Below are 15,991 nucleotides of genomic sequence, written 5' to 3'. Positions count from 1 at the left end.
ATCAGCCCTCCTTCACGGGAGCGGGCGCCGACTGGCCGCTGTCTTTCAGGGCCTTGGTCACTTCCGGCGGCATGTATTTTTCATCGTGCTTGGCCAGCACTTCGTCGGCCACCACCACGCCATCGGCGTTGAGCTTGCCCAGGGCGACGATGCCCTGCCCTTCGCGGAACAGGTCCGGGAGGATGCCGCGATAGGTGATGGTCACGGTCTTGTTGAAGTCGGTGACATTGAATTTCACGTCCAGTGAATCCCCGGAGCGCACCAGCGAGCCTTTTTCCACCATGCCGCCAGCGCGGATGCGGGTGTCCTTGGGCGCTTCGCCACTGGCGATCTGGGTCGGGGTGTAGAACAGGTTGATGTTCTGCTGCAAGGCGCTCAGGGCCAGGCCGACCGCGGCACCGACACCCACCAGGATCGCCAGAATGATGACAAGACGTTTTTTGCGCAGCGGATTCACTGACCGTTCTCCCGGCGCAGACGACGCGCCTCTTGTTGCAGATACCGCTTGCGGGCCAGGATCGGCACCGCCACGTTGAGGGCCAGCACCACCAGGCAAATGCCATAGGCTGACCAGACATACAGGCCATGATGACCCATGGCGAGGAAATCGCCGAATGAAGCGAAACTCATCGAGCGGCCTCCAGGCTGTTCTGTACTTCGGCCTTCACCCAACTGGCCCGGGATTCGCGCTTGAGCACTTCCAGGCGCATGCGCAGCAACAGCACCGCGCCGAAGAAACAGTAGAAGCCCAATACGGTGAGCAACAGCGGCAGCCACATTTCCACGGGCATCGCCGGCTTTTCGGTGAGGGTGAACGTCGCGCCCTGGTGCAGGGTGTTCCACCACTCCACCGAGTACTTGATGATCGGGATGTTGATCACGCCGACAATCGCCAGCACCGCGCAGGCCTTGGCGGCACTGTCACGATTGCTGATGGCGTTGCCCAGCGCAATAAGACCGAAGTACAGGAACAGCAGGATCAGCATCGACGTCAGTCGTGCATCCCAGACCCACCACGATCCCCAGGTCGGCTTGCCCCAGATGGCCCCGGTGACCAGCGCCACGGCGGTCATCCAGGCGCCGATGGGCGCGGCGCATTGCAGGGCCACGTCGGCCAGCTTCATCTTCCACACCAGCCCGACCACACCACACACGGCCAGCATCACGTAGATGGACTGGGCCAGCATCGCGGTGGGAACGTGGATGTAGATGATGCGGAAGCTGTTGCCCTGCTGGTAATCCGGTGGGGCGAAGGCCAGGCCCCAGACGACGCCGGAGCCGATCAGCAGCAGAGCGAAGAGGCTCAACCAGGGCAGCATCTTGCCGCTGATGCCGTAGAACCACTTGGGTGAGCCGAGCTTATGAAACCAGGTCCAGTTCATTGCTGTTTCCATCACGGTTGCGGCTCGTCATCACGAGCTGCCAGGTCTGCCTTAACTTCCGCAGAAGTGGTCAATTATTGACCAGGCCTCATTATTATTCGCCGACGCTGATCTTCAGGCCAGCGGCTATTGCAAAGGGTGTCAGGGTTATCGCCAGGGCGGTCAGGCTGCCAAGCCACAGGAGATAACCGGTTGCCGGCATGCCTTGCAACGCCGCCTGCAAGGCACCACTGCCCAGGATCAACACCGGGATATACAAGGGCAGGATCAGCAGCGCCAGCAACAGGCCACCGCGCTTCAACCCCACCGTCAACGCCGCGCCTACCGCACCGAGCAGGCTCAACACCGGCGTGCCCAGCAGCAGCGACACCAGCAACACCGGCATGCACGCGGCAGGCAAACCCAGCATCATCGCCAACAGCGGCGACAGCAGCACCAGCGCCAGCCCGGAAAAAACCCAGTGTGCCAGTACCTTGGCCAAAACCAGAAGGGCCAGGGGGTGCGACGAAAGGACCCACTGTTCCAGGGAACCGTCTTCGAAATCACTGCGGAAAAGCCCGTCCAGCGAGAGCAGGACCGATAAAAGCGCGGCCACCCAGACCAGTCCCGGAGACAAGGTTTGCAACAATTGAGTCTCCGGACCGACCGCCAGCGGGAACAGCGCGATGACGATCGCGAAGAACACCAACGGATTGGCCAATTCGGCCGGACGACGAAAAAGCAGGCGCGCCTCGCGGGCCAGTAACAGGCCAAACACACTCATACGGCCCAGTTCCCCAGATCGATGTTGCGATAGCCGGACGGCATCCGCGCCAGCGTGTGGTGGGTGGTCAAGAGCACCATGCCACCGTTTTCGCAATGCCGGGCCAGGTGTTCCTCGAGCTGCGCGACGCCCTGCTTGTCCAGGGCGGTGAACGGCTCGTCGAGAATCCACAGCGGCGGACCGTCCAGGTACAACCGGGCCAGGGCCACCCGGCGCTGCTGGCCGGCGGACAGGGTGTGGCTCGGCACATCCTCGAAGCCGCGCAGCCCGACCGCCGCCAACGCCTGCCAGATCGCCTCGCGGCCGGCCGGCGTGTGCAGAGCGCAGAGCCAACTGAGGTTTTCTTCGGGGGTCAGCAAGTCCTTGATGCCGGCGGCATGGCCGATCCAGAGCAGGTTACGGGCCAGCTCGCTGCGCTGGCTGTGCAAGGGCAGGCCATTGAGCAACACTTGGCCCGCGGTGGGCTGCATCAATCCGGCGAGCAGGCGCAACAGGCTGGTCTTGCCGCTACCGTTGGGGCCACTGATCTGCACCATATCGCCCGGCGAGAGTCTCAATTCGAGATTTTCGAAAAGCAGCCGCAAGTCTCGCTCACAGGCGAGGCCAACGGTTTGCAGGAGAGGACTGGTCAAGGGATCGCGGGCCTTATACGGTTCAAGTCGGCGGTGCAGCGGCCGTTAAAGAGGTGCAGCATAGATGCTTTGACGGCCTGTTCCACAGAGCTGCGTCAAACAATTGCAAGGTTTTCGCCACTCCCTGAAAGACGGGCGGCATTATACATGTGATGCCCTACTCTCAAGAGGGCTTATTTTCCCCAGGGTAAGACCGCAGATGACAGGCGACATCAACATCCTGCCGCTGCCCCAGGCCACGGCAACGACGCGTATGCCAGCGGTGACGGGCGAGCTGCTCAAATTGCTGGCACCGGCCGAAGGGCTGATCGGCCCCGGCCAGACCGCCCAGGCCGAAGTGCTGTCGCTCAAGCAGGCCGACCAGACTTTCCAGCTGTTGCTCAAGGTCACCCTGGAGAGCGGCCGCCAGACCACCGTGCAAGCCACCAGCACCCAGCCATTACCCCAGGGCACCAGCCTGGCCGTGACCCAACCGTCCCCCAGCAACCTGACGATTGCCGTGCAACAGGCCGTTGCCTCCAGCGTCGCCACCTTGACGCGCATCGACACGGCGCAGATGCCGGTCGGCACGCTGCTGCAAGGCAAGGTGCTGACCAGCCAGGCATTGCCGTCATTGCCCGGGCAGCCGGTGGTCTATCGGTCATTGGTGAGCCTGCTCAACACCGCCCAGGCCGGCAGTACCCTGGACATCGACAGCCCCCGACCACTGCGCATCGGCACACTCTTGAGCGCCCAGGTGCAAGATGCCCAGACGCTGAAATTCGTTCCTCTGAGCAACCGCCAGGAGCAACTGGCGGTGAGCCAGCAATTGCTCACCCAAGTGAGCCGCCAGGGCTCGCTGGACAGCCTGGTCACTGCCCTGCAAAACCTGCCGCTCACCGACGACACCGGCACCGAGTTGCGCGCCGCGGTGACTCGCTTGCTGGCTGGGCTGCCGGATGTCCAGCAACTGAGTACGCCCAAGGGCTTGGCCCAGGCCATGGTCGCCAGCGGGGTGTTCCTGGAAAGCAAACTGCTCGCCGGCCAGCCGCCCAGCCTGGCGCCGGACATGAAAGGCGACCTGCTGAAACTGATTGCCCAACTGACACCGGCCCTGCCCGCCTCCACCAACCTCAGCGCCATCATTGCCGCCAATACGCTGGCTCAGGTCCTGCCGAGTTTCGTGCGCAGCGCCCTGGGGATGCTCGGCCAGGTCAGCGCCAAGCCTCAACCCACCAGTTTTCCGCTGCCCTCGCGCCAGTTGAAAGACCAGGACGAAGACGGCGATCTGGAGCACCTGCTGCGTCTGGCCGCCGCTGCCGTGTCGCGCCTGCAAAGCCATCAGTTGTCGAGTCTGGAACAAACCGGCCTGACCGACGACGGTCGCTTGATGAGCACCTGGCAATTGGAGATCCCGATGCGCAACCTGCAGGACATCGTGCCGTTGCAGGTCAAGTTCCAGCGCGAGGAAACCCCGCCCCGGGAACAGCCAGACGAACGCCGGGAAGAACGCGAGCCGAAACAGCAGCTCTGGCGGGTCGAACTGGCATTCGACATGGAACCGCTCGGCCCGCTGCAGATTCAAGCCCAGTTGCTCAGCGGCAGCCTGTCCAGCCAATTGTGGGCCGAACGGCCGTACACCGCGAGCCTGATCGAAAGCAACCTGACAGCACTGCGTGAGCGCCTGGTGACCTGTGGCCTGAACGTCGGCGACCTGGACTGCCACCTTGGCACTCCGCCCCAAGGCCCCAAGACTCGCCTGGAACAACGCTGGGTGGACGAAACCGCATGACAACCCACACCGAACCCCGCCAGGCCATCGCCCTTAAATACGACGGCCACCACGCCCCGACCCTCACCGCCAAGGGCGACGAAGCCCTGGCCGAGGAAATCCTGCGCATCGCCCGGGACAGTGAAGTACCGATCTATGAAAATGCCGAGCTGGTGAAGCTGCTGGCAAGGATGGAATTGGGGGACAGCATCCCGGAAGAGCTGTACCGCACGATTGCCGAGATCATCGCGTTCGCCTGGAACCTCAAGGGCAAGTTCCCCCAAGGCCATGACCCGAATGCACCGAGTGTCGAAAAGGATGTGACCGACCGCGGCGACGACTACTGATCTGTGGCGAGGGGATTTATCCCCGTTGGGTTGCGCAGCGACCCCAATTTTTTTAGGCGGCTGCTGCGCACCCGAGCGGGGATAAATCCCCTCGCCACAGGGGCTGGGCTGGAAAAATCGGTTCGCCAGAAAAACCTGTGGGAGCGAGCTTGCTCGCGATGGCGGACTCACATTCAACATCTCTGTTGACTGTTACACCGCTATCGCGAGCAAGCTCGCTCCCACATGGGGTCTGTGAAGAAAACGATCAGCCGCCTCGGTGCAGCTTGCTCATCAACTCCGCCTCGGCTTGGGTCAGGCCGCAGGCTTGGGTCAGTTCGTCGACGCTGGCACCCATGCCCACCAGGCGGGCGGCCTGGGCGAAGGACAGGCTGGAGGGGTCACGCTGTTCCAACTGGGCGAGTTTGTCCGGCAACGGCGCAACCACGGCACGCAGCTCATGGAGCGCTTCGCCCATGCGCACGGTGCCGTTCTGGTAATCGTCGACGCGCTTGGCCAGGTCCTTGATGCGCTGGTCGCGCAGCGCATCGCCCTGGGCCTGCTGAGCGGCAATCTGCCGCTGGCCACGTATGTATGCCAAGAACATCGCCAGCGTACCTGCCCAGAAAAGGAACAGGACAATGACTGCTACCTCAAGAATCAATCAGATACTCTCCAGTTCCGACCACTCTTCTTCGCTCATCATCTTGTCCAGTTCAACCAGAATCAGCAACTCGTTATTCTTGTTGCACACGCCTTGAATGAACTTGGCGGATTCTTCGTTACCCACGTTCGGCGCCGTCTCGATTTCCGACTGGCGCAAGTAAACCACTTCGGCGACGCTGTCGACCATGATGCCGACCACTTGCTTGTCGGCTTCGATGATGACGATCCGGGTGTTGTCGCTGATCTCGGCGTTCATCAGGCCAAAGCGCTGACGGGTATCGATCACGGTGACCACGTTGCCACGCAGGTTGATGATGCCCAGCACATAGCTGGGTGCACCCGGTACCGGGGCGATCTCGGTATAGCGCAGCACTTCCTGAACGCGCATCACGTTGATGCCGTAGGTTTCGTTATCGAGCTTGAAGGTCACCCATTGCAGAATCGGATCTTCAGAACCCTTTTGAGACGACGCCTTATCATTCATACCTTGACCCCTCGAAAAACCGCCTGTGGCGGCGTGTATTCTGTCCGGCGACGCTGTGCGCCACCGGTTGTCTTATTTCGGTTTCTGGACCGGCTTCTTGCTGCCGCCCAGGTGTTTTGCCCCGCCGCTGGCGATCAACTCCGCCAGCTCGGCAACGTCCAGCAAGGCGCACATGTGCTCGATCACCGTACCGGCCAGCCATGGCCGTTGCCCTCGATGGCTGCGCCACTTGATCTCGTTCGGGTCCAGGCGCAGCGAACGGCTGACCTGGTGCACCGCCAATCCCCACTCGTAACCTTGCACCGAAATCACGTATTGCAGGCCCTGGCGAAAATCATCGCGATAACGGTCCGGCATCACCCAGCGCGCCGTATCCAGTACCTTCAGATTGCCCGCCTGGCTCGGCAGGATCCCGAGGAACCATTCCGGCTGGCCGAACAACGGCGTCAATTCCTGCCCGGCCAGGGAGTAAATCGATCCCAGGCAGACCAGCGGCACCGCCAGGGTCAACCCGGCCACATCGAACAACAAACACTCGAACGGCTCGGCAGCCCAGGCCGGACGGTCGTCGCCCGGCACCGGTGGCGGTGGGTTGCTCGGTGGCAAGTGGACTTCCACCACCGGCGTCACCAACCCCTGCAGCAACGGGGCAACGGTCGAGACCGGCGCCAGGATCGGAGCAGGTGCCTCCATTACTGTCAGTTGAGGCTTGATGAACGGTGCTTCGACCGCCGCGGCCATCACTGACTTCTGTGCGTCACGGGCCTGCTCTTCGAGCACGGCCGCTTGAAACTCATCCAGCACACCCTCGGCTTCGACGTGTTCAGGCAACGCCTCGATCACGCTTGGCGGCAGTGGCAGTTCTTCGGTCGCTTCCTGCAGCAGCCCATCCAGATAAGACTGCAGGGCCATTTGCGGACGCGAGGTTGTCTTTATTGGGCGGTTCATAGGAACAGTGCGCCACTTGAAGAGGTTATCGGCATGAATGCGGCAGGACTTGAGCGTTCGCAAGCGAACACACTGCCAATGGAAAGCCTCGTCACCTTAAGCCACCTGCTGCGGAACAAGCTGTTGGGCCAGCAGATGCTTGAGCAGCGCTCGGTAAGCCAGCACACCACGACTCTTGCCATCGAATTGCGAAGGGGTCACACCGGCGCGGCTGGCATCCCGCAGGCGGGTGTCGACGGGGATATAACCCTGCCAGATGTCATCCGGGTACTTGTCCCGCAACACCCGCAAGGTCCCCAGGGACGCCTGGGTGCGACGGTCGAACAGCGTCGGCACGATATTGAAGGCCAGCGTCTGTTTGCGCGAGCGGTTGACCATCGCCAGTGTATTGACCATGCGCTCCAGCCCCTTGACGGCCAAATGCTCGGTCTGCACGGGGATCACCAACTGCTGACTGGCGGCCAGGGCATTGACCATCAGCAACCCCAGCAACGGCGGGCTGTCGATGATCGCGTAATCGAAATCCTGCCACAGCTGCGCCAGACTCTTGGCGATCACCAGGCCCAGGCCGCTCTGCCCGGGCGACTGTCGCTCCAGGGTGGCCAGGGCGGTGCTCGACGGCAACAGGGAAATTCGCTCGTCGCTGGTGGACAACAACAATTGCCCCGGCAACCCCTCGGGCACAACGCCCTTGTGCAGGAACAGGTCGAAGTTGCTGTGCTCCAGGCTGTCGGGATCGTAGCCGAAATAGCTGGTCATCGAGCCATGGGGGTCCAGATCGACGATGACCACGCGCTTGCCCGCCTCGGCCAGCAACCCGGCTAAAGCGATGGAAGATGTGGTCTTGCCCACACCACCTTTTTGATTGGCGACTGCCCAGACTCTCATTCGGATCGTTCCTCCCGGCCGAAACAGGCTCGACCGAGAAATAGCTCGGTTATAAAGCGGGTGACGGAGAATTGACGGCACTCTGTCTTCCCGGTGACTTGACCGGAGCCGGTGCAGTTTGTGTGCCAGCCCGCTTCAACGCCGCATCCGGGGTTGCGTTGGCCGTACCGGTACCGGTCAGGCTACGACGTACATCGAGGTTACGCGACACCACCAGCACCACCCGCCGGTTGCGCGCACGCCCCTCGGCCGTGGCGTTGTTGGCCACCGGCTGGAACTCGCCGTAGCCCACCGAGGCCAGGCGACCGGGGTTCACGCCCTGCATCGCCAGCATGCGCACGATGCTCGCCGAACGGGCCGAGGACAGTTCCCAGTTGGTCGGGTATTGCGCGGTACGGATCGGCTGGTCGTCCGTGAAGCCTTCGACATGGATCGGGTTGTCGAAGGGCTTGAGGATCGCCGCGACCTTATCGATGATGTTGAACGCCATGTCGCTGGGCATGGCGTCGCCGCTGCCGAACAACAGGCTGGAATTGAGTTCGATCTCGACCCACAGCTCGTTGCCACGCACGGTCATCTGGTTGGAGCTGATCAGGTCACCGAACGCCGCGCTGATGTCGTCGGCGATGCTTTTCAACGGATCGCTGCTGCCGGCGATACCGGCATCGACCTGCTCGCTGTCCTTGACCAAGGGTTTGGCCGGGGTGGTGGTCTTGGGCCGCTCCTCGCCGATAGGGATGGGCTTGAGGGCTCGGTCGGAATCGGTGAAGACCCCGATCAACGCCTCGGAAATGACTTTGTACTTGCCTTCGTTGACCGACGAAATCGAATACATGACCACGAAAAAAGCGAACAGCAGCGTGATGAAGTCGGCGTAGGAAACGAGCCAGCGTTCATGGTTGACGTGTTCTTCACGATGCCTGCGACGTGCCATTTCCCATGCCTCCCATCAGTCCATGAAACCCTGGAGCTTCAACTCAATGGAGCGCGGGTTTTCACCTTCGGCGATCGACAGGATCCCTTCCAGCAGCATTTCGCGATAGCGCGACTGGCGCAACGCGATGGACTTGAGTTTGGCCGCGATCGGCAACAACACCAGGTTGGCACTGGCCACGCCATAGATCGTGGCGACGAAGGCCACGGCGATGCCGCTGCCCAGTTGCGACGGATCGGCCAGGTTGCCCATCACATGGATCAGGCCCATCACCGCACCGATGATGCCGATGGTCGGCGCGTAGCCGCCCATGCTTTCGAATACTTTGGCCGCTTCGATGTCACGGCTTTCCTGGGTGTAGAAATCCACCTCCAGGATGCTGCGGATGGCTTCCGGCTCGGCGCCGTCCACCAGCAATTGCAGGCCTTTGCGTGAGTAGCTGTCGGGTTCGGCGTCCGCCACCCCTTCCAGGCCCAGCAGGCCTTCCTTGCGAGCGGTCAGGCTCCAGTTCACCACGCGGTCGATGCCACCGGCCAGGTCGACGCGGGGCGGGAACAGAATCCAGATCAGCACCTGCATGGCCCGCTTGAAAGCGCTCATGGGCGACTGCAACAGCGCCGCGCCAATGGTGCCACCGAGCACGATCAACGCCGCCGGGCCGTTGGCCAGCGCGCCCAGATGACCGCCTTCCAGGTAATTGCCGCCAATGATGGCGACGAACGCCATGATGATGCCAATCAGGCTGAGCACATCCATTACAGGCAGGCCTCGACCAAGTGTCTACCGATGTCGTCCAACCCGTACACCGCATCGGCAAGATCGGCTTTGACGATGGCCATCGGCATGCCGTAGATCACGCAACTGGCTTCGTCCTGGGCCCAGATCGCACTGCCGCCCTGCTTGAGCAGCCGTGCGCCTTCACGACCGTCGGCGCCCATGCCGGTGAGCACCACCGCCAGAACTTTGTCACCGTAGGACTTGGCCGCGGAACCGAAGGTAATGTCCACGCAAGGCTTGTAGTTCAGGCGCTCATCGCCCGGCAGGATTTTCACCGCGCCGCGGCCGTCGATCATCATCTGTTTGCCACCCGGCGCCAACAATGCAAGGCCCGGACGCAGGATGTCACCATCCTCGGCTTCCTTGACGTTGATGTTGCACAGCTTGTCCAGACGCTCGGCAAACGCCTTGGTGAACGCCGCCGGCATGTGCTGGATCAGCACGATGGGCGCCGGGAAGTTGGCCGGCAACTGGGTCAGGACCCGTTGCAGTGCCACCGGGCCGCCGGTGGACGTACCGATCGCCACCAGCTTGTAGGCTTTGCGTTTGGGTGCCGGCGACGTCGCACTGGCAGGTGCCGAACGCGTCGGCGCAGGTGCCGGGGCGCTGCGTACCGGGGCTGGATTGAAGCTGCTCGATGCCGTCGGCGCTGGCGCGGGGCTTGGCGCCGCAACCGGGGCTGGCGCCGGTGCGCTGTAGGCACCGACACGACGATTGCTACGGGAAATGCTATGGACCTTTTCACACAGCAACTGCCGGACCTTGTCGGGGTTGCGCGAAATGTCTTCGAAATTCTTCGGCAGGAAATCCACCGCCCCGGCGTCCAGCGCATCGAGGGTTACCCGGGCGCCTTCGTGAGTCAGGGACGAGAACATCAAGACCGGGGTCGGGCAGCGCTGCATGATATGCCGCACGGCCGTGATGCCATCCATCATCGGCATCTCGTAGTCCATGGTAATCACGTCCGGCTTGAGTGCCAGGGCCTGATCGATCGCCTCTTTGCCATTAGTTGCGGTACCGACAACCTGAATACTCGTGTCCGCCGAAAGAATTTCAGAGACGCGGCGACGGAAAAAACCCGAATCGTCCACCACCAGGACTTTAACTACCATAAACACTCCGTTAGACGAGGCGCGGCCCTGGGCCGCCCCCCTCCAGAATCAAATACGCCGGGCGGCGTAACGCTTGAGCATGCTTGGCACATCGAGAATCAACGCGATGCGGCCGTCGCCGGTGATGGTGGCGCCGGACATGCCCGGGGTGCCCTGGAGCATCTTGCCCAACGGCTTGATGACCACTTCTTCCTGGCCCACCAACTGGTCGACGACGAAGCCGATCCGCTGGGTGCCCACCGAAAGGATAACCACATGGCCCTCGCCCTGTTCCACATGAGCCGCCGAGCTGACCAGCCAGCGCTTGAGATAGAACAGCGGCAATGCCTTGTCCCGTACGATCACCACTTCCTGGCCATCCACCACGTTGGTGCGCGACAGGTCGAGGTGGAAGATCTCGTTGACGTTGACCAGCGGGAAGGCGAAGGCCTGGTTGCCCAGCATCACCATCAGGGTCGGCATGATCGCCAAGGTCAACGGGACCTTGATGACGATCTTCGAGCCCTGGCCCTTGGTCGAGTAGATGTTGATCGAACCGTTGAGCTGGGAAATCTTGGTTTTCACCACGTCCATGCCCACGCCACGACCCGACACGTCGGAAATCTCGGTCTTGGTCGAGAAACCCGGGGCGAAGATCAGGTTGTAGCACTCGGTGTCGCTCAGGCGGTCGGCGGCATCCTTGTCCATTACACCGCGTTTCACCGCGATGGAACGCAGCACGTTCGGGTCCATGCCCTTGCCGTCATCGGAGATCGACAGCAGGATATGGTCGCCTTCCTGCTCGGCGGCCAGGATTACCTTGCCGCTGCGGACCTTGCCCGAGGCTTCGCGTTCTTCCGGCGACTCGATGCCGTGGTCGACCGCGTTGCGCACCAAGTGGACCAGCGGGTCGGCCAGGGCCTCGACGAGGTTCTTGTCGAGGTCGGTCTCTTCACCCACCAGTTCCAGGTTGATTTCTTTCTTGAGCTGGCGAGCCAGGTCGCGAACCAGGCGCGGGAAGCGCCCGAAGACTTTCTTGATCGGCTGCATCCGGGTCTTCATGACCGCGGTCTGCAAATCGGCCGTGACCACGTCGAGGTTCGACACGGCCTTGGACATGGCTTCGTCCTGGCTGTTGAGGCCCAGGCGCACCAGACGGTTACGCACCAGCACCAGTTCGCCGACCATGTTCATGATCTCGTCCAGGCGTGCGGTGTCGACCCGAACGGTGGTCTCGGCTTCGCTGGCCGGTTTTTCCGCTGGCGCAGCCGCTGGAGCCCGGGCTGGCGCCGCGGCGGCAGCGGCAGGCTTGGCGGGCTCGGCCTTGGGTTCCGGTGCCTTGGCGGCGGGTTTGGGCGCAGCAGCCTTGGCCGCCGGTGCCGCCGCGGTGGCGGCAGGCGCGGCAGACGCTGTACCGACTTCGCTGAACTTGCCCTTGCCATGCAGTTCATCGAGCAGCGATTCGAATTCGTGGTCGCTGATCAGATCGCTGCCAGCGGCAGCGGCGGCAGGCTTGGCCGGGGTCGGCGCTGAAGCGATGGCCGAATCCAGCGCGTCAACGGCAAAGGTGCCCTTGCCGTGCAACTGGTCGAGCAGCGCTTCAAATTCGTCATCGGTGATGTCGGAGCTGTCGCCCGCCGCTTTCGGGGCGGCCGGGGCCGTCGGCGGGACGACCGCGTCCGGTGCGAACTGGCCTTTGCCGTGAAGCTGGTCGAGCAGCGACTCGAACTCGGCATCGGTGATTTCATCGCTGCCAGCCCCGGCGACTTGCGCAGCAGGAGCGACCTGAGCGGCCGGCGCCTCGGCCTGGGCCTTGACGGTATTCAGGGAGTCCAGCAGCTGTTCGAATTCGTTATCGGTGATGTCGCCCGATTCTTCGGCGACCGGCTCTTCAACCACCGCTTCGGCAACCGGTGCCGCTTCGTCAGCCGATTGCGGCTCGGCCAGGCGTGCCAACGCGGCGAGCAACTCGGGGGTGGCAGGGGTGATCGGCGAGCGCTCGCGCACTTCGCTGAACATGCTGTTGACCGCATCCAGCGCTTCGAGCACCACGTCCATCAATTCCGAATCAACGCGGCGCTCACCCTTGCGCAGGATGTCGAACACGTTCTCGGCAATGTGACAGCACTCCACCAGCTCGTTGAGCTGGAGGAAGCCGGCGCCTCCTTTTACAGTGTGGAAACCGCGAAAAATTGCATTGAGCAGATCCGCATCATCAGGTCGGCTTTCCAGCTCGACCAGTTGTTCGGATAGTTGCTCTAGAATCTCGCCGGCCTCAACCAGGAAATCCTGAAGGATCTCTTCATCGGCGCCGAAGCTCATTAATGGCTGCTCCTAAAACAGGGCTAAAACTCAGAATCCAAGGCTGGACAGCAAATCGTCCACATCGTCCTGACCGGACATAACGTCTTCTCTTTTATCGGCATGAATTTGCGGACCTTCACCCTGAGAGAGATGTTTTTGTGGATCTTTTTCAGCAAGCATCGCTTCACGGTCGTGTTCGATGCCTGCAAAGCGGTCGACCTGGCTGGCCATCAACACCAGTTTGAGCAGGTTGCTTTCCACTTCGGTGACCAACTGGGTCACACGCTTGATCACCTGGCCGGTCAGGTCTTGATAGTCCTGGGCCAGCAGAATGTCGTTGAGGTTGCTTGCCACGGCGCGGTTCTCGGTGCTGCTGCGCGTCAGGAAACCGTCGACCCGGCGGGCCAGCTCCCGAAACTCTTCAGCACCGACTTCACGACGCATGAACCGGCCCCAGTCGGTGCTCAAGGCCTGGGCTTCTTCGCTCAGGCCATTGACCAGCGGCGTTGCGCTTTCCACCAGGTCCATGGTGCGGTTGGCCGCGGCTTCGGTCAGCTTGACCACATACCCCAGGCGCTCGGTGGCGTCGGTGATCTGCGAGACTTCCTCGGCCTGCGGCATGTGCGGGTCGATCTGGAAATTGACAATCGCACTGTGCAGTTCACGCGTGAGCTTGCCCACTTCCTGATACAGACCGCGGTCACGGGTCTGGTTGAGCTCATGGATCATTTGAACCGCATCGCCAAAACGACCTTTTTCAAGGCTGTCGACCAGTTCGCGGGCATGTTTTTTCAGGGTCGATTCGAAATCGCCCATTGAAGATTCGTTGTCCATAGCTCCCCCGTGGCGCCGTTAACCGATGCGTTCGAAGATTTTTTCGATCTTCTCTTTCAACGCCTGGGCCGTGAAGGGTTTGACCACATAGCCGTTCACACCGGCCTGGGCCGCTTCGATGATCTGCTCGCGCTTGGCTTCGGCAGTGACCATCAACACCGGAAGATGCTTGAGTTTTTCGTCGGCACGCACCTGGCGCAGCAGGTCGATACCGGTCATGCCCGGCATGTTCCAGTCGGTGACCAGAAAATCGAAGTTGCCACTGTGCAACATCGGGAGCGCAGTGGTCCCGTCATCTGCTTCGGCCGTGTTGGTGAACCCAAGGTCACGCAACAGGTTTTTAATGATCCGCCGCATCGTTGAGAAGTCATCAACGATGAGGATTTTCATGTTCTTGTCCAATTCGACCTCCAAGCAGTCTTAAACGCGCCCAGCACCTGGACGCGCCATTTCAATCAATCCGGCACAACACTCGACAACGGTCTGGAGCACAACGGATGGAGACTGGCGCAGCATTGCCAGGCCAGCCTCGTCGCAGTGTCCCCACACTGCCTGTCAACGCGCTCGCCACTCCCCCAAACGCCCCCGCAAACGGGCCGCGCACTGGCTGTGTAACTGGCTGACCCGCGATTCGCTGACCCCCAGGACCTCACCGATTTCCTTGAGGTTCAGCTCTTCGTCGTAGTACAGCGCCAAGACCAGCCGCTCACGCTCCGGCAAATTGGCAATCGCATCCGCCAGCGCACTCTGGAAACGTTCATCTTCCAGGTCACGCGACGGCTCCATGTGAGCACTCGCGTTATCCTCGTGCAGCCCTTCGTGTTCGCCGTCCTGCAACAGGTCGTCGAAACTGAACAGGCGGCTGCCCAAGGTATCGTTCAAAATCCCGTAATAATCGTCGAGGCTCAACTGGAGTTCGGCCGCAACTTCGTGATCTTTAGCGTCACGCCCGGTTTTCGCTTCAATTGCCCGAATCGCGTCACTGACCATGCGGGTATTGCGGTGCACCGAACGTGGCGCCCAATCGCCCTTGCGGACCTCATCGAGCATCGCCCCGCGAATGCGAATACCGGCATAGGTCTCGAAACTGGCGCCTTTGCTGGCGTCGTATTTGTTCGACACTTCAAGCAGGCCGATCATGCCGGCCTGGATCAAGTCCTCGACCTGGACACTGGCCGGCAACCGCGCCAGCAAGTGGTAGGCAATACGCTTGACCAGTGGCGCATAACGCTCGATCAATTCGTACTGGGCGTCCCGTGCCGATTTTTTATAGAGATGGTTGTAACCGCTGGCTGTCATAGCACGGGCCCTGCTGTTTGTTGCACAAGACGCTCGACGAAAAATTCCAGATGCCCGCGGGGGTTGGCCGGCAGTGGCCAGGTATCGACCTTCTGGGCGATCGCCTTGAACGCCAGCGCGCATTTGGAACGTGGAAAAGCTTCATAAACGGCACGTTGCTTCTGGACGGCCTTGCGCACGCTTTCGTCGTACGGCACGGCGCCGACGTATTGTAGGGCGACGTCCAGGAAGCGATCGGTGACCTTGGTCAACTTGGCGAACAGGTTGCGCCCTTCCTGCGGGCTCTGGGCCATATTGGCCAGGACGCGGAAGCGGTTCATGCCATAGTCGCGGTTCAGCAGTTTGATCAGGGCGTAGGCGTCGGTGATGGACGTCGGTTCGTCGCAGACCACCAGCAGCACTTCCTGGGCGGCGCGGACGAAACTGACAACCGAGTCGCCAATGCCGGCCGCGGTGTCGATCACCAGCACATCGAGGTTGTCGCCGATGTCGCTGAAGGCCTGGATCAGGCCCGCGTGCTGGGCCGGGGTCAGGTGAACCATGCTCTGGGTGCCAGAGGCAGCCGGCACGATGCGAATCCCGCCCGGCCCCTGCAATAGCACGTCGCGCAGTTCGCAACGGCCCTCGATCACGTCCGCCAGGGTGCGTTTGGGGGTAAGCCCCAGCAGCACGTCGACGTTCGCCAGGCCCAGGTCGGCGTCCAGCAGCATGACCCGTCGGCCAAGCTCTGCCAGAGCCAGGGACAAGTTCACTGACACGTTAGTCTTCCCGACGCCACCTTTGCCGCCGGTCACCGCGATCACCTGTACGGGATGCATGCTGCCCATGTTCGTTCTTTACCTTGTCTTCTTAGACGGAGGCCACATTACTGGCTGCGCGTTCGCATAAGGAACAATGCATGGCAGACCATCGA

19 protein-coding genes are annotated in these 15,991 nt (G+C 61.8%); 2 read left to right on the top strand and 17 right to left on the bottom strand.

Annotated features, from left to right (window positions below):
• Position 1: 1 nt before the first annotated feature.
• From ccmE to ccmA, 5 genes are all read right to left on the bottom strand, one after another.
• On the bottom strand, positions 2 to 457 hold the full coding sequence (ccmE, locus tag BLP82_RS11130) for a cytochrome c maturation protein CcmE (protein ID WP_060738623.1): 456 nt from the start codon (positions 455 to 457) through the stop codon (positions 2 to 4).
• Positions 454 to 630, bottom strand: a complete 177-nt coding sequence (gene ccmD / locus BLP82_RS11125; protein WP_003199159.1) for a heme exporter protein CcmD — start codon at positions 628 to 630, stop codon at positions 454 to 456. The genes ccmE and ccmD overlap by 4 nt, the downstream gene beginning before the upstream one ends.
• The gene (locus BLP82_RS11120) at positions 627 to 1,382 is read right to left on the bottom strand and encodes a heme ABC transporter permease (RefSeq protein ID WP_092167464.1); all 756 of its coding nucleotides are present in this window, start codon (positions 1,380 to 1,382) and stop codon (positions 627 to 629) included. Before BLP82_RS11120 ends, ccmD begins: the two co-directional genes overlap by 4 nt.
• 94 nt (positions 1,383 to 1,476) lie before the next feature.
• Positions 1,477 to 2,145: a heme exporter protein CcmB gene (ccmB, locus tag BLP82_RS11115; protein ID WP_003183957.1), complete on the bottom strand. Its 669-nt coding sequence runs from the start codon at positions 2,143 to 2,145 to the stop codon at positions 1,477 to 1,479.
• On the bottom strand, positions 2,142 to 2,777 hold the full coding sequence (ccmA, locus tag BLP82_RS11110) for a cytochrome c biogenesis heme-transporting ATPase CcmA (RefSeq protein WP_092167461.1): 636 nt from the start codon (positions 2,775 to 2,777) through the stop codon (positions 2,142 to 2,144). Before ccmA ends, ccmB begins: the two co-directional genes overlap by 4 nt.
• Before the next feature lie 199 nt (positions 2,778 to 2,976).
• On the opposite strand from ccmA, the gene BLP82_RS11105 reads away from it, so the two are divergent.
• Together BLP82_RS11105 and BLP82_RS11100 are read left to right on the top strand one after the other, a co-directional pair.
• Positions 2,977 to 4,548 carry a flagellar hook-length control protein FliK gene (locus BLP82_RS11105; RefSeq protein ID WP_092167459.1) on the top strand — a complete coding sequence of 524 codons (1,572 nt, stop codon included), beginning with the start codon at positions 2,977 to 2,979 and terminating at the stop codon, positions 4,546 to 4,548.
• The gene (locus BLP82_RS11100) at positions 4,545 to 4,874 is read left to right on the top strand and encodes an EscU/YscU/HrcU family type III secretion system export apparatus switch protein (protein WP_060738627.1); all 330 of its coding nucleotides are present in this window, start codon (positions 4,545 to 4,547) and stop codon (positions 4,872 to 4,874) included. Before BLP82_RS11105 ends, BLP82_RS11100 begins: the two co-directional genes overlap by 4 nt.
• Positions 4,875 to 5,121: 247 nt before the next feature.
• Here the strand turns inward: BLP82_RS11100 and BLP82_RS11095 are convergent, their stop codons facing one another.
• The 12 genes from BLP82_RS11095 to fleN form a co-directional block, all read right to left on the bottom strand.
• Entirely contained in the window at positions 5,122 to 5,517 is a 396-nt protein-coding gene (locus tag BLP82_RS11095) for a DUF2802 domain-containing protein (protein ID WP_060738629.1), read from the bottom strand.
• A complete protein-coding gene (locus BLP82_RS11090; RefSeq protein ID WP_003199144.1) occupies positions 5,518 to 6,003 on the bottom strand; it encodes a chemotaxis protein CheW in 486 nt (161 codons plus the stop codon).
• Positions 6,004 to 6,075: 72 nt separating this feature from the next.
• A complete protein-coding gene (locus tag BLP82_RS11085) occupies positions 6,076 to 6,951 on the bottom strand; it encodes a CheW domain-containing protein (protein ID WP_092167457.1) in 876 nt (291 codons plus the stop codon).
• A 96-nt stretch (positions 6,952 to 7,047) separates the two neighbouring features.
• The gene (locus BLP82_RS11080) at positions 7,048 to 7,839 is read right to left on the bottom strand and encodes a ParA family protein (protein WP_060738631.1); all 792 of its coding nucleotides are present in this window, start codon (positions 7,837 to 7,839) and stop codon (positions 7,048 to 7,050) included.
• A gap of 49 nt (positions 7,840 to 7,888) precedes the next feature.
• Positions 7,889 to 8,773, bottom strand: a complete 885-nt coding sequence (gene motD / locus BLP82_RS11075) for a flagellar motor protein MotD (protein ID WP_060738632.1) — start codon at positions 8,771 to 8,773, stop codon at positions 7,889 to 7,891.
• Positions 8,774 to 8,788: 15 nt separating this feature from the next.
• Positions 8,789 to 9,529 (bottom strand): flagellar motor protein, encoded by a 741-nt coding sequence (locus BLP82_RS11070; RefSeq protein ID WP_003199135.1) that lies wholly within the window; start codon positions 9,527 to 9,529, stop codon positions 8,789 to 8,791.
• A complete protein-coding gene (locus BLP82_RS11065; protein WP_060738633.1) occupies positions 9,529 to 10,662 on the bottom strand; it encodes a protein-glutamate methylesterase/protein-glutamine glutaminase in 1,134 nt (377 codons plus the stop codon). The genes BLP82_RS11070 and BLP82_RS11065 overlap by 1 nt, the downstream gene beginning before the upstream one ends.
• A gap of 48 nt (positions 10,663 to 10,710) precedes the next feature.
• A complete protein-coding gene (locus tag BLP82_RS11060) occupies positions 10,711 to 12,963 on the bottom strand; it encodes a chemotaxis protein CheA (protein WP_092167455.1) in 2,253 nt (750 codons plus the stop codon).
• Between the two features lie 30 nt (positions 12,964 to 12,993).
• The gene (locus BLP82_RS11055) at positions 12,994 to 13,779 is read right to left on the bottom strand and encodes a protein phosphatase CheZ (RefSeq protein WP_060738635.1); all 786 of its coding nucleotides are present in this window, start codon (positions 13,777 to 13,779) and stop codon (positions 12,994 to 12,996) included.
• A gap of 18 nt (positions 13,780 to 13,797) precedes the next feature.
• Positions 13,798 to 14,169 carry a chemotaxis response regulator CheY gene (locus tag BLP82_RS11050; protein ID WP_003199125.1) on the bottom strand — a complete coding sequence of 124 codons (372 nt, stop codon included), beginning with the start codon at positions 14,167 to 14,169 and terminating at the stop codon, positions 13,798 to 13,800.
• Between the two features lie 165 nt (positions 14,170 to 14,334).
• Positions 14,335 to 15,078: an RNA polymerase sigma factor FliA gene (gene fliA / locus BLP82_RS11045; RefSeq protein ID WP_014337177.1), complete on the bottom strand. Its 744-nt coding sequence runs from the start codon at positions 15,076 to 15,078 to the stop codon at positions 14,335 to 14,337.
• Complete coding sequence (gene fleN / locus BLP82_RS11040; RefSeq protein ID WP_003184001.1) at positions 15,075 to 15,905, bottom strand: flagellar synthesis regulator FleN; 831 nt, start codon at positions 15,903 to 15,905, stop codon at positions 15,075 to 15,077. Before fleN ends, fliA begins: the two co-directional genes overlap by 4 nt.
• Between the last annotated feature and the right edge of the window lie 86 nt (positions 15,906 to 15,991).

It is taken from the genome of Pseudomonas sp. NFACC37-1 (assembly GCF_900101575.1).
Lineage (GTDB): Bacteria > Pseudomonadota > Gammaproteobacteria > Pseudomonadales > Pseudomonadaceae > Aquipseudomonas > Aquipseudomonas fluorescens_AA.
This window is presented reverse-complemented; position numbering and strand designations above follow the sequence as displayed.

Coding starts and splice junctions, on each gene's coding strand:
- ccmB (WP_003183957.1), bottom strand. CDS start 2,145: ATGAGTGTGTTTGGCCTGTTACTGGCCCGCGAGGCGCGCCTGCTTTTT.
- BLP82_RS11120 (WP_092167464.1), bottom strand. CDS start 1,382: ATGAACTGGACCTGGTTTCATAAGCTCGGCTCACCCAAGTGGTTCTAC.
- BLP82_RS11105 (WP_092167459.1), top strand. CDS start 2,977: ATGACAGGCGACATCAACATCCTGCCGCTGCCCCAGGCCACGGCAACG.
- BLP82_RS11060 (WP_092167455.1), bottom strand. CDS start 12,963: ATGAGCTTCGGCGCCGATGAAGAGATCCTTCAGGATTTCCTGGTTGAG.
- BLP82_RS11050 (WP_003199125.1), bottom strand. CDS start 14,169: ATGAAAATCCTCATCGTTGATGACTTCTCAACGATGCGGCGGATCATT.
- BLP82_RS11065 (WP_060738633.1), bottom strand. CDS start 10,662: ATGGTAGTTAAAGTCCTGGTGGTGGACGATTCGGGTTTTTTCCGTCGC.
- BLP82_RS11085 (WP_092167457.1), bottom strand. CDS start 6,951: ATGAACCGCCCAATAAAGACAACCTCGCGTCCGCAAATGGCCCTGCAG.
- BLP82_RS11100 (WP_060738627.1), top strand. CDS start 4,545: ATGACAACCCACACCGAACCCCGCCAGGCCATCGCCCTTAAATACGAC.
- motD (WP_060738632.1), bottom strand. CDS start 8,773: ATGGCACGTCGCAGGCATCGTGAAGAACACGTCAACCATGAACGCTGG.
- fliA (WP_014337177.1), bottom strand. CDS start 15,078: ATGACAGCCAGCGGTTACAACCATCTCTATAAAAAATCGGCACGGGAC.
- BLP82_RS11080 (WP_060738631.1), bottom strand. CDS start 7,839: ATGAGAGTCTGGGCAGTCGCCAATCAAAAAGGTGGTGTGGGCAAGACC.
- ccmD (WP_003199159.1), bottom strand. CDS start 630: ATGAGTTTCGCTTCATTCGGCGATTTCCTCGCCATGGGTCATCATGGC.
- fleN (WP_003184001.1), bottom strand. CDS start 15,905: ATGGGCAGCATGCATCCCGTACAGGTGATCGCGGTGACCGGCGGCAAA.
- BLP82_RS11090 (WP_003199144.1), bottom strand. CDS start 6,003: ATGAATGATAAGGCGTCGTCTCAAAAGGGTTCTGAAGATCCGATTCTG.
- BLP82_RS11055 (WP_060738635.1), bottom strand. CDS start 13,779: ATGGACAACGAATCTTCAATGGGCGATTTCGAATCGACCCTGAAAAAA.
- BLP82_RS11070 (WP_003199135.1), bottom strand. CDS start 9,529: ATGGATGTGCTCAGCCTGATTGGCATCATCATGGCGTTCGTCGCCATC.